Annotated in this window: 15 protein-coding genes; 2 read left to right on the forward strand and 13 right to left on the reverse strand. The window is 64.7% G+C overall.

The features are described 5' to 3' along the window. Positions 1–91: 91 nt before the first annotated feature. From ACGLHR_RS47210 to ACGLHR_RS47260, 11 genes are all read right to left on the reverse strand, one after another. Positions 92–769, reverse strand: coding sequence for an LON peptidase substrate-binding domain-containing protein (locus ACGLHR_RS47210; protein WP_400102658.1), 678 nt, complete (start codon positions 767–769; stop codon positions 92–94). A 66-nt stretch (positions 770–835) separates the two neighbouring features. Further along, a complete protein-coding gene (rapZ, locus tag ACGLHR_RS47215) occupies positions 836–1,753 on the reverse strand; it encodes an RNase adapter RapZ (protein WP_400102659.1) in 918 nt (305 codons plus the stop codon). A 119-nt stretch (positions 1,754–1,872) separates the two neighbouring features. Further along, the gene (locus ACGLHR_RS47220) at positions 1,873–2,196 is read right to left on the reverse strand and encodes a PsiF family protein (RefSeq protein WP_400102660.1); all 324 of its coding nucleotides are present in this window, start codon (positions 2,194–2,196) and stop codon (positions 1,873–1,875) included. A 175-nt stretch (positions 2,197–2,371) separates the two neighbouring features. Continuing rightward, on the reverse strand, positions 2,372–3,343 hold the full coding sequence (gene hprK, locus ACGLHR_RS47225; RefSeq protein ID WP_006159437.1) for an HPr(Ser) kinase/phosphatase: 972 nt from the start codon (positions 3,341–3,343) through the stop codon (positions 2,372–2,374). 35 nt (positions 3,344–3,378) lie between these two features. Further along, entirely contained in the window at positions 3,379–3,834 is a 456-nt protein-coding gene (ptsN, locus tag ACGLHR_RS47230) for a PTS IIA-like nitrogen regulatory protein PtsN (RefSeq protein ID WP_006159436.1), read from the reverse strand. Between the two features lie 379 nt (positions 3,835–4,213). Then, positions 4,214–4,564: a ribosome hibernation-promoting factor, HPF/YfiA family gene (hpf, locus tag ACGLHR_RS47235; RefSeq protein ID WP_006159435.1), complete on the reverse strand. Its 351-nt coding sequence runs from the start codon at positions 4,562–4,564 to the stop codon at positions 4,214–4,216. 49 nt (positions 4,565–4,613) lie between these two features. Beyond that, a complete protein-coding gene (locus ACGLHR_RS47240; RefSeq protein WP_267605421.1) occupies positions 4,614–6,089 on the reverse strand; it encodes an RNA polymerase factor sigma-54 in 1,476 nt (491 codons plus the stop codon). A gap of 137 nt (positions 6,090–6,226) precedes the next feature. Further along, positions 6,227–7,012, reverse strand: a complete 786-nt coding sequence (lptB, locus tag ACGLHR_RS47245) for an LPS export ABC transporter ATP-binding protein (protein WP_400102662.1) — start codon at positions 7,010–7,012, stop codon at positions 6,227–6,229. A 46-nt stretch (positions 7,013–7,058) separates the two neighbouring features. Then, complete coding sequence (lptA, locus tag ACGLHR_RS47250; RefSeq protein ID WP_267605422.1) at positions 7,059–7,703, reverse strand: lipopolysaccharide transport periplasmic protein LptA; 645 nt, start codon at positions 7,701–7,703, stop codon at positions 7,059–7,061. 54 nt (positions 7,704–7,757) lie between these two features. Beyond that, a complete protein-coding gene (gene lptC / locus ACGLHR_RS47255) occupies positions 7,758–8,384 on the reverse strand; it encodes an LPS export ABC transporter periplasmic protein LptC (protein ID WP_267606579.1) in 627 nt (208 codons plus the stop codon). Positions 8,385–8,399: 15 nt separating this feature from the next. Further along, positions 8,400–9,383: a KpsF/GutQ family sugar-phosphate isomerase gene (locus tag ACGLHR_RS47260; protein ID WP_318231585.1), complete on the reverse strand. Its 984-nt coding sequence runs from the start codon at positions 9,381–9,383 to the stop codon at positions 8,400–8,402. A gap of 151 nt (positions 9,384–9,534) precedes the next feature. Between ACGLHR_RS47260 and ACGLHR_RS47265 the strand changes: the two genes are divergently transcribed. Continuing rightward, positions 9,535–11,514: a monovalent cation:proton antiporter-2 (CPA2) family protein gene (locus tag ACGLHR_RS47265; protein ID WP_400102661.1), complete on the forward strand. Its 1,980-nt coding sequence runs from the start codon at positions 9,535–9,537 to the stop codon at positions 11,512–11,514. A 36-nt stretch (positions 11,515–11,550) separates the two neighbouring features. On the opposite strand, the gene ACGLHR_RS47270 is transcribed toward ACGLHR_RS47265, so the two are convergent. Together ACGLHR_RS47270 and ACGLHR_RS47275 are read right to left on the reverse strand one after the other, a co-directional pair. Beyond that, entirely contained in the window at positions 11,551–11,934 is a 384-nt protein-coding gene (locus tag ACGLHR_RS47270) for a ribbon-helix-helix domain-containing protein (protein WP_267605424.1), read from the reverse strand. A 68-nt stretch (positions 11,935–12,002) separates the two neighbouring features. Then, on the reverse strand, positions 12,003–12,581 hold the full coding sequence (locus tag ACGLHR_RS47275; RefSeq protein ID WP_043343454.1) for a DJ-1/PfpI family protein: 579 nt from the start codon (positions 12,579–12,581) through the stop codon (positions 12,003–12,005). Positions 12,582–12,742: 161 nt separating this feature from the next. On the opposite strand from ACGLHR_RS47275, the gene ACGLHR_RS47280 reads away from it, so the two are divergent. Beyond that, positions 12,743–13,315 carry an adenine phosphoribosyltransferase gene (locus ACGLHR_RS47280; RefSeq protein ID WP_267605425.1) on the forward strand — a complete coding sequence of 191 codons (573 nt, stop codon included), beginning with the start codon at positions 12,743–12,745 and terminating at the stop codon, positions 13,313–13,315. Positions 13,316–13,452: the final 137 nt, after the last annotated feature.

The raw sequence follows: 13,452 nt of genomic DNA on the forward strand, positions 1-13,452 counted from the left end.
GTGGCAGGTGCGAGGAGCGCAGCCGTACATGCGTACGGCGAGCACCGCAGCGCCTGCCACGGGCCGCGCAGTAGATTTATTCGCACCTTCCCTACAGGATGTGGTGCTGGTGCATGTACTTGTGCACGATCTCGATCCGCATCCCTGCGTCCGGCAGTGCCATCAGCATCTGCTTGGCCTTGAGCGGCACCGGCAACAGTTCGCACAGCCGATTGGCGACCCAGCTGGGGTCATCCCACAGGAACGGCTCGGTGAAAGGCAGCTTGCTTGGATGCTCCGCATGGAGCGAGGCGACGATACGCCGCAGCACGGCCAGGCATTCGCCCAGCAGCTCCAGCTTGCAGTCGATGATGTCGGGCGGCAGCAATTCCGCCTGGCCAACCAGCAAGCCATCCGGGTTCAAGCTGTGGCCCAGCAGCCGGAAGCGCTGGCGGCCGCGCGCGCTGATCAGCAGCACGCCAAGTTGCTCCATATTGCAGTCGACGATGTCGGCCAGGCAGCCGATCGGCTCGGGCAGGGTGGGCTCGTCCGGCCGCGCGACCTCGTTACCGCTGGCGATCAGGCAGACGCCAAAGGGCGCGCGATCGCGCATGCAGGCGCGCACCATGTCCACATAGCGTGCTTCGAACACGCGCAGCGGCAACAGCCCATCGGGAAAGAGTACGGTGTGCAGCGGAAACAGCGGCAGGCTATCCAGCGTAGGCGCCGCCGAGGTGCTGTGCGAGGCGGGGCTGGATGCGGATGAACCGGGCGTGGCGGGTGAGGACATGCTGAGCCAGCAAAGGTTTCGGGCGGGGATTGCCGAGCCTGACCGCGAAACCTGGCGGTGCGGCGTTCAGCCGCCCGGTGCGAGCTCGCGGTGTCTCACCAGCACATTACCATGGGCGCGAAAATAGTTGGCAAGTCTTTCCGCGATGTAGACCGAGCGATGCTGGCCGCCCGTGCACCCGATTGCGACGGTCAGGTAACTGCGATTGTCGGCGATGAAACTTGGCAGCCACTTTTCCACATAGGCGCGGATGTCATCGGCCATGGCCAGCACCATCGGCTGGCTCTGCAGGAAATCGATCACGGGCTCGTCGCGGCCGGTCAGCGGGCGCAGCGCCAGGTCGTAGTAGGGGTTGGGCAGCGAGCGCACGTCGAACACCAGGTCGGCGTCGCTGGGCACGCCGTGCTTGAAGCCGAACGACTCGAACAGCAGTGTGAGCTTGATGTCATCGCCGCGCACGAATTCCTTGATCCACGCGCGCAGTGTATTGGTGCGTACATTGCTGGTGTCGATGCGGTGCGCAGCCTCCGCCAGCGGGCTCAGGAGCTCGCGCTCCATCTCGATGGCCTCGATCAGCGAGGTGTCGTTGAATGTGACCTCGGCGGCGCTATCCGCAGGATTCTCGTTCTTGGGATTTTCCGAGAGGCCAGCCATGGCCGCGCGCATCGACAGCGGATGGCGCCGCCTCGTCTCGGAATAGCGCTGCACCAGCGCATCGGTATTGGCGGTCAGGAAGACCACCCGCACCTGGTGCTCGGAGGCGAGGTCGCGAAGCGTGCCGGGCAACTCGTCCAGCGATTCGCGGCTACGGATATCGGTGGCGACGCCCAGATGGGTGTAGCCCTGCGCCGCGAGGTACTTGGCCAGCTCCGGGATAAACTGAGCCGGCAGGTTGTCGACGCAGTAATAGCCCGCATCTTCCAGTACGTTCAGGGCAACGGATTTGCCGGAGCCGGAGATCCCGGTGATAAGTATGATGCGCATAGCGTGACAAGCATAACATCAGGTGATGACGCCGTCATGACGGCGACGCGCCAGTAAAAATGGCGAACCGAAGAGGTTCGCCATTTTTACACGTCCGCGCCGCAAGTGATGCCGGCAGCTTACTTGGACAAGCAATCGCTCATGAAGGCCTTGCGCTCGTCACCCTTCTTGCCGGTGGCCTGCGCGTTGCAGGCCTTCATCTTTTCCTGCTGGCTGTTCTTGGCGGGTGCGGCCGCGGGCTTGTTGGACAGGCAATTGCTCATGAAGGCCTTGCGCTCGTCGCCCTTCTTGCCGGTGGCCTGCGTGTTGCAAGCCTTCATCTTGTCCTGCTGGGTGTTAGGGGCCGCCGGTGCCGCAGGTGCAGCGGCCGGAGCATTCTGGGCGAAGGCGCCGGTGGCAAAAAGCGGGGCTACCAGCACGCACATCGCGATCAATTTTTTCATGCTTGCTCTCCTGGCTGTGGAAAACTTCATGGCTGCTGGCCTGTCGGCTCGGCAACTCGGGGCTGGGCCCAATGCCCATTACTGCACAAAACGGCCTATGCCCCGATGACGTTGACGATCGAAGCGCGGCCGGATGTAAGCAATTGAAAACAGCCCCTTTGCGGGGCTGCCAGACCTAGAGTAGCCGACCCTGGCCCCGCGATGCGACATCGGCCTGCATCGCGGCGCGCTGGCGGTCCATGAAGTCGCGCAGCGTGTCGATGCCGCGCAGGCGCAGGATGGTGTTGCGCACGGCGGCCTCGACCAGCACGGCGAGATTTCGGCCGGCCGCCACCTGGATCTTGACCATGTGGATGGGCAGGCCGAGCACGTCGAGATACTGGGAATCGAGCGGCAGGCGCTCGAATTCGCCGTCGTTGCGGCGTACCAGCTGCACCACCAGCTTCAGCTTCATCTTGCGGCGTACCGCGGTCTCGCCAAAGATGGTCTTGATGTCGAGCAGGCCCAGGCCGCGCACTTCCAGCAGGTTCTGCAGCAGCGGCGGGCACCGGCCCTCGATGAAGTCCGGCCCGAGGCGCACGAAATCCACGGCATCGTCTGCCACCAGCCCATGTCCGCGCGAGATCAGTTCCAGGCCGAGCTCGCTCTTGCCCAGGCCGGATTCGCCCATCACCAGCACGCCCATGCCGAGGATGTCGAGGAACACGCCGTGCATGGTCACGCGCGGCGCGGAAATGCGGGACAGGTAGAGGCGCAGGTGATCGATCACCGCCGCGGAAGACACCGGCGTGGTGAACAGCGGGGTGGACGAGCGCGTGCAGCGCAGTTCCAGGTCGGGCGGCGGCTCCATGCCGTCGGCGATCACCAGGAACGGCGGCTCCAACAGGATCAGCTCGCCCATCTGGCGCTTGCGCATCTCGTCGTCGAGGCGCTGGTAATACGTGATTTCGGGCTTGCCCAGCACCTGGATCCGGTTCGGGTGGATCAGGTTCAAGTGGCCGACGAGATCGGCCGCCGACGTGGCTTCACGCGCAAACTCGACATCGAAGGCCCGGTCCGCGCCTTCCAGTCCTGCTACCCAGGAGAGTTTGATATCGGCTGCGTTGTCGTCGAAGATCGACTGCGAGGTGACGCCAGTGAGTTCCATTCGGGTGCTTTCAGGGACGGGCTTTCAGTGGCGGATCAAGGGTGCCATTGCGTCAGCAACTGGTGCACGTCGTCGGGGGTGGGCAGGGTAGCCAGTCCTTCGCGCATCTCGCGGTCGGACAGCAACTGGGCGATCTCGGAGAGAATTTCCAGATGCTGCTGGGTGGCCTGTTCGGGCACCAGCAGGAAGATCAGCAGCGCTACCGGCTTACCGTCGGGCGACTCGAAGGGGATCGGCTCGGCCAGGCGCATGAAGGCGGCCAGCGGCTGCTTCAGTCCCTTGATGCGGCCGTGGGGGATCGCAACCCCGGCGCCAAGGCCGGTGGACCCCAGCGACTCGCGGGCGAACAGGTTGTCGGTCACGGTCGCGCGCGCAACGCCATGGTTGTTCTCGAAGAGGAGCCCGGCCTGTTCGAACACGCGCTTCTTGCTGGTGACGCTGACGTCGAGGTTGATGTTGCCGGGTGGCAGCAATTTAGCCAAACGATTCATGTGGAATGCGCAGGGTTTTCTAGAAAGCAGGCCCGGGGCAAGGAGGCGTCCCGCCGGGCGGAAAGAAGATAAAAACCAAGGCCCGATGTTTCCACCGGGTGTCCCCATGCCGGTGTCGGGCGTCTGGCCATTATAGAGCAGGCCCGCTGCCGCTTTGTGCATTGCAATAGCCGAGGCGCTGAAGCGGTGCCGCATGCACGGAAATGGCCAGGCAAATCAACTATGTATGGCACAGCATACACCGGTACATATGCGTTGCGGAATCCCCTGCGTGGCCCGAAGGGGGGAGGCTGGAACGAAAAAGCCGCGCTGGGCGCGGCTTGATTCCGTTTTCAATGGACTGACACCGACGGCCCGGTATGTGGGCCGCCAGGCACGGTCATTGCTGCATCTGGGATGCGGCCATCTGGTACTTGACCGCTTCACGGTCGTGGCTTTGCACGCGATCCTTGTGGCGAATCACCTGCCGGTCGAGCTTGTCGACCAATGCGTCGATAGCGGCATACAGGTCTTCATGATGCGCTTCGACAAAGATGTCCTTGCCCTTGAGATGTAGATTGATTTCCGCGTACTGCCGCCGGTCCTTTTCTTTTGTATTGTCGACAGAGAGCAGCACACTTACGCCAATGACTTGATCGAAATGCCTGACGATACGCTCCAGTTTCGTTTCCACGTACTCACGCAGAGGGGGCGTGATGTCCAAGTGGTGTCCACTGATCTTGAAGTTCATAGCGTTTCTCCTTCTGAAAGAGCTGCATCAGGCAGGCGATGCAGCTCGGCTACAAAGTCTTACGGAGATTGACCGCGGGAATCTTGAGCGCTTCGCGGTATTTGGCAACGGTACGCCGTGCTACCACAAAGCCTTGCTCGCCGAGCAATTCGGCAATCCGGCTGTCGGACAAGGGGTTCCTAGCGTCTTCGGCTCCTATCAATTGCTTGATCAACGCACGGATTGCCGTTGATGAGGCCGCGCCGCCGGTTTCTGTGGATACGTGAGAGCCGAAAAAATACTTCAGCTCGAAAGTCCCCATCGGCGTTGCCATGTACTTATTGGTAGTCACCCGAGAGATGGTGGACTCGTGTAAACCCAGTGTATCGGCAATCTCCCGCAAAACCAAGGGGCGCATCGCAATTTCACCGTGGGTGAAGAAGTTCTTTTGACGTTCGACAATGGCTTGTGCGACGCGCAATATCGTGTCGAACCTCTGCTGGATATTCTTGATCAACCAGCGTGCTTCCTGCAGCTTTTGCTGCAGTCCCGCCGCGCCGGCATCGCCTTTTGCACCGCGCAAAATCTGCGCGTACATGTCGTTGATACGTAGCCGCGGCATCACATCCGGGTTGAGATGGGCGATCCATCCGCCGCTCAACTTTCGAACGAAAACATCGGGTACCACGAAGTCGGCTTCCGGCCGGCTGTAGGCATGGCCGGGATAGGGCGCGAGCGAGCGGATCAGTTCATGCGCCGCCTTGAGTTCCGGCTCGTCCACTTGCAGGGCTTTTTTCAGGCGCGTGTAATCGCGCACCGCCAGCAGCTCCAGGTGATTGGTGACGATGCTCAGCGCCAGTTCGCGCTGCGGATGCTTGAGCCTGCGCAGTTGCAGCGCCAGGCACTCGGCTGCGTTGCGCGCCCCGACGCCCGGTGGATCGAAGCTCTGCAGCAGCGTAAGCACGGCCTGGATCTCGTCGACCTCGAACTCGAGCTCCTCCGGCAGCTCGCTGCAGATTTCCTCGAGCGTGGCGCTCAGGTAGCCGTCATCGTCCAGGGATTCGACCAGGAAGATGGCCAGCCCTTTGTCGCGCAGGGAAATCTTGAGCGGCGCCAGCTGCTCCATGAGGTGTTCGCGCAGCGTGGGCTCGGCGTCGCGCAGCTGCATCGGTGTTTTTTCGTCGTCTTCGCCTTGCGGGCGGCGGGCGAAATCGTCCAGGCTCCAGTCGTTGCCGTAATCCTCGTTGCTGTCGGAATAGCTGTCGTCGGCTTCGGGGGCGCCATCGGGGCGGTTTTCGCTGGTGCCCTGGCCATCGGCGGGCGCTGGCGCGGGCGCGCTCTGGAGGTTCACCGAGCCGTCCGAGGACACGCGCAACGGGCTGTCGAGCCAGTCGTTCTCGCGCTCGAGCAAGGGGTTCTCGGTCAGCGCCTGTTCCACTTCCTGCTGCAGTTCAAGCGTGGACAGTTGCAGCAGCCGGATCGACTGCTGGAGTTGCGGCGTAAGCGCGAGATGCTGCGAGAGGCGGAGCTGTAGCGACGGTTTCATGCGACCTATTTTATGCCCAACTTCCGTACTGGTGGAACGGAAATTGCTATCGCTGGCGTCGCATGATCGTTTGAAGGATGAAAGGCGACACCGAAGCCGCCCGGGGGGCCGATGCGCGGCAGGCGCCGCGCGCGCCTTTACATGCGGAAGTTCTCGCCCAGGTAGACCTTGCGCACCGACTCGTTGGCGATGATGTCTTCAGGCTGGCCGGACGCCAGCACCGCGCCCTCGCTGATGATGTAGGCGTGGTCGCAGATGCCCAGCGTCTCGCGTACGTTGTGGTCGGTGATCAGCACGCCGATATTGCGCGCCTTGAGGAAGCTGACGATGCGCTGGATTTCGCCGACCGCGATCGGGTCGACGCCGGCGAAGGGCTCGTCAAGCAGGATGAAACGCGGCGCGGAGGCCAGCGCGCGGGCGATTTCCACGCGGCGGCGCTCGCCGCCGGACAGCGACAGCGCCGGGTTGTCGCGCAGGTGGGCAATCTGCAGGTCATCCAGCAGGGTGTCCAGCCGGCGCTCGATCTCGGCCTTGCCCAGGGGCTTGCCATCGTTGAGCTGCAGTTCCAGCACCGCGCGGATATTTTCCCGCACATTGAGCTTGCGGAACACCGAGGCTTCCTGCGGCAGGTAGGACAGGCCCATGCGTGCCCGCTCATGGATGGCCAGGCCGCTGATGTGCTTGTCGTCGAGCACGATATCGCCCTCGTCCAGCGCCACCAGCCCCACGATCATGTAGAACGACGTGGTCTTGCCCGCGCCGTTGGGGCCGAGCAACCCGACCACTTCGCCGCTCTTCACGTCGAGGGACACATCCTTGACCACAGTGCGCGAGCCGTAGCGCTTCTTCAGGTGGCGCACGACCAGCGTGCTGCTGTCCTTCAGGGTGGCGGGCTGGGACGGTGCGGTCTGGGTAGCGGTCATGAAGGTCAAGGCAGAATCCGTGGATTGGGGGCGTGGCGGCGTCAGGTCAGGGGTTGACGGGGGCAGGTGCCGGCTTGAGCGGCAGCGGGTTGGCTGCGGCGCCGCTGGCGGGCTGCTCCTGGCGCGGCGACAGCACGGCGCGCACGCGGCCGGACGGGCTGCCCGCGGTCGCGTTCTCGGCGCCGCCGCTGGCCGTATAGAACTCGTTGCGGCTGTCATAGGTGATCACCGCGCCACGGATCTCGTCGACCAGCTTGGCGCCGGCCAGGCGGGCCATGCGGGCGCGCCCGATCAGCTTGGACAGCTCCTGCTTGCCGTCATATTCGATGCGGTCGCCCCAGCCGTCGATGTACTCGTCGACGTTGTCGCGCTTCTGGCGGATATAGGCTTGCTTGCCGCCCTTGGAGGTCGCGACCGCGTACTGGTAGCCCTCGGGATCGGTACGGACTTCGGCCGCGTCGGATTTCAGCACCATGGTGCCCTTGGTCAGCACCACGTTGCCGGTCAGTACATAAACCTGCTTGACGTCGTCGTAGCTGGCATTGTCGGCCTCCAGGACCAGCGGCTTTTCGCGGTCGGCTTTTTCGGCGCTGGCGGGCGCGGACAACGCGAGGCCCAGGACGGCTGCCAGCGTCAGCAAAGCGGCCGTGCTGCGGCGGCGACAGGACGAAGTCGTCAGGAATGGATTCATGTTGGCGTGATGGCGGTTGACGCGGGCGGCTGGAGCCCGCGGGCGGCTTCAGGGCTACTTCGCGGGACTTGCCGGCGGCGGCACCGTAATGATGGTGCCGCGTACGTTACCCAGCAATTGTACTTCGCGAGTGACATTGTTAAAGATCAGGCCGTTGGCGGTCATCACCGACGGGCCGCGGGTCAGCTTGACAGCCTTGTCGGTCTTGACGATGTCATCGTTGACCAGCACCTGGAAATACTCCGAGGCGGCCGTCATCTTCGGATCCTTGGCGGGGTCGGTGCCCTGGGCGCGCACGATGAAGCCATTGCCGAACAGGTCGATGACCGAGCCTTCCGCGTTCATCGTGCCGCGATCGGAGTGGCCAGTGACGGGCGGGCGGTCGATTTCGTAGGAGCGCATGGCTGGGCGCGTCACCTCGTAGGTCTGGTCGTCCTCGAAGTGGATCATCTTGTCGCCGGTAAAGCGCAGCTTGGTGTTCCCGTCCTCGGCAAGCTCGGTCGCGGAAAAACGGATCATGTAGTAATCCGGCTCATGTTTCTTGCCGACCGGCCCGGTGTCCGCTTCCTTCGGGGAGTTGACCTGCACCAGCCAGAAGGTGCTGCCCGCCACCAGCGCCATCAGCAGCAGGGGCAGCGCTCGCATGGCAAGCCGGCTCAGGGAGGACAGGATTTCCCGCATAGGCATGGGCTGGCCTCAGATGACCTTGGCGCGGGTCAGGTCGTGGATGTGGAGCGCGCCGACCAGGCGCCGCTCTGCGTCGACCACCAGCATCTGGTTGACACGATTCGCCTCCATCACCTGCACGGCTTCCACGGCCAGCTGGTCCGGCCCGACGGTATGCGGCGTGCGGTGCATGACCTCGCTGATGGGTACGGTCTTCCAGTCGCGCGGGGTTTCGAGCAGGCGGCGCAGGTCGCCGTCCGTGAAGACGCCGATCAGGCGGTCGTCCGGGTCAACCACCGCGGTCATGGCCATGCCCTTGCGGGTAATTTCCATCAGGGCTTGTGCCAGCGGCGTGCTCTCGCGCACCTTGGGCACCGCGTTTCCGCTGCGCATGACGTCGCGCACGTGGGTCAGCAGCTTGCGCCCGAGCGCGCCGCCTGGATGCGAGCGGGCAAAATCTTCCTCGCCGAAGCCGCGGGCATCCAGCACGGCCACCGCGAGCGCGTCGCCCATCGCCAGTGCGGCGGTGGTGCTGGCGGTCGGGGCCAGGTTGAGCGGGCAGGCTTCTTTTTCCACGCCGGCATTGAGGTGCGCATCGGCCAGCTTGGCCAGCGTGGAGGCGGGGTTCCCGGTCACGGAGATCAGCTTGGCGCCGATGCGCTTGACGATCGGGACGATCGAAAGCAACTCGGCGGTCTCTCCGGAATTGGAAAAGGCGATCAGCACATCGTCGCGCGTGACCATGCCCAGGTCGCCGTGGCTGGCCTCGGCGGGATGCACGAAAAACGCGGGGGTGCCGGTCGAGGCCAGCGTGGCCGCGACCTTGCGGCCAATGTGGCCGGACTTGCCTATGCCGGACACGACCACGCGTCCGCTGCAATTGAGCGTCAGTTGCACGGCCTGCGCGAATCCGTCGTCCAGGCGGCCTGCGAGGGCGGCGACGGCGTCGGCTTCGATCTGGAGGGTCTCGCGAGCGAGCCGAAGTGCTCGATCCGCATTGAAATTAGCTATCATGGCGACGAAGTATACCAACGAATGCGATGGCGCTTGGGCTGTTCCTGGGATCGGGCGGCCGGGGAGGCCATCGCGCTTGCCGTAATCCACCGGCAGGGTCGCCCGCACCGGGCCGGCCCGGTGCCCGGGGCGGCGTACCCTGACCCTGTCGATGCACTCTCCGCTGGACCTTACCCTAGTCCTGCTGGCCGCCGCCGTGTTCGGCGTGGTCGCCTTTCGCATGCTGCAGTTGCCGCCCATGCTGGGGTACCTGGTCGTCGGCATCCTGATCGGGCCGCATGCGCTCGGGCTGGCCCGCGATACCGCGCAGACCAAGTACCTGGCCGAGTTCGGCGTGGTCTTCTTGATGTTTTCGATCGGCCTGGAGTTCAGCCTGGGCAAGCTCAAGGCGATGAAGCGGCAGGTGTTCGGGCTGGGCGGCTCGCAGGTGGTGCTGTCGCTGCTGGCTGTGATCCCGGCGAGCTGGGCATTCAACTGGCTGTTTCCGCTGTCCTGGCAGGCCTCTGTGGCGTTGGGCGGGGCGTTGGCCATGTCGTCCACCGCCATCGTGTCCAAGATGCTGTCGGAGCGCCTGGAGCTGGAAAGCGAGCACGGGCGCAATATCATCAGCATCCTGCTGTTCCAGGACCTGGCCGTGGTGCCGCTGCTGATCGTGATCCCGGCGCTCTCGCGCGATCCTGGCGACCTGATGATGGCGCTGGGCCTGGCCACGGTGAAGATCGTGGTGGCCCTGAGCCTGATCTTCTTCGTCGGCCAGCGCTTCATGAGCCGCTGGTTCCACATCGTGGCGGCGCGCCGCTCGCAGGAGCTGTTCATGCTCAACCTGCTGCTGGTCACGCTGGGCATGGCCGCGCTGACCGAGCGGCTTGGCCTGTCGATGGCGCTGGGCGCCTTCATGGCCGGCATGCTGATCTCCGAGACGCCTTATCGCCATCAGGTGGAGGAGGACATCAAGCCCTTCCGCGACGTGCTGCTGGGGCTGTTCTTCGTCACCATCGGCATGCTGCTCAATATCCATGTGGTGCTCGACCACCTGTGGCTGGTGCTGGCGCTGCTGGCGGTGCCCATTGTCTTCAAGCTGGTCCTGATCTCCGGCCTGGCGCGCCTGTTCGGCTCGCGCCCGGGGGTGGCGATCCGTACCGGCCTGGGCCTGGCGCAGGCCGGCGAGTTCGGCTTCGTGCTGCTTAACCAGATCGACGGCCTGAACCTGGTCGATCCCGTGCTGATCCAGGTCATCCTGGCCTCGATGCTGTTGTCGATGCTGGCGGCGCCGTTCCTGATCCAGTACAGCGACGCCATCGTGTTGCGCTTTACCGCCAACGAGTGGCTGATGCAGTCGCTCAACATGACGCGCATCGCGGCGCAGAGCCTGCAGACCGAGAAGCACGCCATCATCTGCGGGTTTGGCCGCAGCGGCCAGAACCTGGCGCAAATGCTGGAACGCGAGGGCATCACCTACGTGGCGCTGGACCTCGACCCGGACCGCGTGCGCGAAGCCGCCGGCGCGGGCGACACGGTGGTGTACGGCGATGCCGGCCGGCGCGAAGCGCTGATCGCGGCGGGCCTGCATCGCGCGGCTGCCTTGATCATCACCTACAACAACACGCCCTCGGCCCTCAAGGTGCTGCACCATGTGCAGGAACTGGAGCCGGCGCTGCCCGTGATCGTGCGCACCATGGACGATTCGGAACTCGACATCCTGCAAAAGGCCGGCGCGACCGAGGTGGTGCCGGAGAGCATCGAGGGCAGCCTGATGCTGGCCTCGCACGCGCTGGTGCTGCTGGGCGTGCCGATGCGGCGCGTGGTGCGCGGCGTGCAGGAGGCGCGCGACGCGCGCTACAGCCTGTTACGCGGCTATTTCCACGGCCGCGACGACGAGGAAGACATGGTGGAGCGCGAGTCCGTGCGGCTGCACTCCATCTCGCTCGGCCCGGAGGCCACGTCGGTGGGGCGGCGCCTGGGCGCGCTGGGGCTGGATCGTATCGGGGTGGAAGTGACGGCGGTGCGCCGGCGCGGCATCCGTGCGTTCGATCCGGAACCCGATACGGTGCTGGAGCCTGGCGATATCGTGGTGTTGCGCGGCCAGCCAGAGGCGCTGGAAGCGGCCGAGGCGCGCATGCTGGCCGGCTGAGGCTGCGCTATGCGCTCAGCGGCTGCAAGTTCAGGTTCATGCCGCCGCGCGGCTGCCGACGTGCGCCTCTTCCGCCCACGATGGCGGCAGGCCTTCTAGCACGGAGCGCGCGTCGAGCGAGCCGATCGGGACGCGCGGGTCGGCGGGAATGCGGCCTTCGCCTTGCAGCATCAGGTAGCGCAGGCAGCACACGCGCAGGAAGGACGTGAAGTTTGCCGCCTCGCCCCGGTATGCCACCAGTTCGTCGTGCAACCGGGTGATGAGCTGGCCCACGCTCATGCCGTCGCGGCGCGCCAGCGTTTCGAGCACTTCCCAGAACAGGCTTTCCAGCCGGATGCTGGTGGCCACGCCATGCAGCCGGAGCGAGCGCGACTGGCCCTGGTACGACTGCGGGGTGGCCCGGATGAAGATTTCACACATAGAAGAACTCCCGTGCGGAAAGGCCCGCGATAGCCCTCGACAGGCTCGCGGGCCGCGTTCGGTAGCCTCTAATGTACGATCTTGGTGCCCAGGACGGCAAGGAACTGCGCCAGCCATGCCGGGTGCGCGGGCCAGGCCGGTGCGCTCACCAGGTTGCCGTCGGTGTAGGCCTGGTCGACCGGGATGTCGGCATATTTGCCGCCCGCCAGGCGTACTTCGGGCGCGCACGCCGGATAGGCCGAGCAGGTCCGGCCTTCCAGCACGCCGGCCGCGGCCAGCAGCTGGGCGCCGTGGCACACCGCTGCGATCGGCTTGTTGGTGCTGGCAAAGTGCCGCACGATCTCCAGCACCCGCTCGTTCAGGCGCAGGTATTCGGGCGCGCGCCCGCCCGGGATGACCAGCCCGTCGTAGGCTGCCGGGTCCACATCGGCAAAGCTCGCGTTCAGCGCGAAGTTGTGGCCGCGTTTTTCGCTATAGGTCTGGTCGCCTTCGAAATCATGGATGGCGGTGGGGCAGCTGGCGCCGGCCGCCTTGTCCGGACACACCGCATGGACCGTGTGGCCTACCATCTGGAGTGCCTGGAAAGGCACCATGGTTTCATAGTCTTCGGCGTAGTCGCCGACCAGCATCAAGATCTTTTTTGCCATCGCTGTCTCCTGTATGGTTACGGGTGTCCCGGGGGAGCCGCGCCGCAAAGCGTGCAATCCGCCCAGGCGTTGCCCATTGTGTTGCCGATTGCGGCAGCCCGGGTGGTAACCCATTACCGCATCCAGCCTGCCGATATGGCGGGCGGTCCGAACGAGTCCCCATGCCCAACACCACGATCCAGTCGTCCGCCCTTGGCGACGTTACCCACTACCTGCGCGAACGCATCCGCACCGTGCCGGACTGGCCTCAGCCCGGCGTGATGTTCCGCGACATCACGCCGTTGCTGCAGGATCCCAAGTCCCTGCGCGTGCTGATTGACGTCTTTGTGCACCGCTACATGGACGCCAAGCTCGACGTGGTGGCCGGCATCGACGCGCGCGGCTTTATCCTGGGCGCCATCGTGGCGTACGAGCTGAACCTGGGCTTCGTGCCGATCCGCAAGAAAGGCAAGCTGCCCTTCGAGACCGTGGCCGAGGAATATGAGCTGGAGTACGGCAGCGCCACGGTGGAAATCCACGCCGATGCCTGCAAGCCGGGTGACCGCGTGCTGCTGGTGGACGACCTCATCGCCACCGGCGGCACCATGATGGCCGGCCGCAAGCTGCTCGAGCGCCTGGGTGCCACCGTGGTGGAGGGCGCCGCCATCGTCGACCTGCCCGAACTGGGTGGCTCGCGCCACCTGCTGGACAGCGGCCTGCCGCTGTTCACGGTTTGCCGCTTTGACGGGCATTGACGCCTGGCCACGGATCATTGACCGGCGCGCGCATCGATCGCCGCGGCGCGCGTCTGTGTGATTCCATTTCTAATTCAATAATGTAATAATAGGCACGTTCCTCGTGTAGAAGGATGTGCGATGGTTCGTAAAGCGAG

Source organism: Cupriavidus sp. CuC1 (genome assembly GCF_044627735.1).
GTDB classification, from domain to species: domain Bacteria; phylum Pseudomonadota; class Gammaproteobacteria; order Burkholderiales; family Burkholderiaceae; genus Cupriavidus; species Cupriavidus ulmosensis.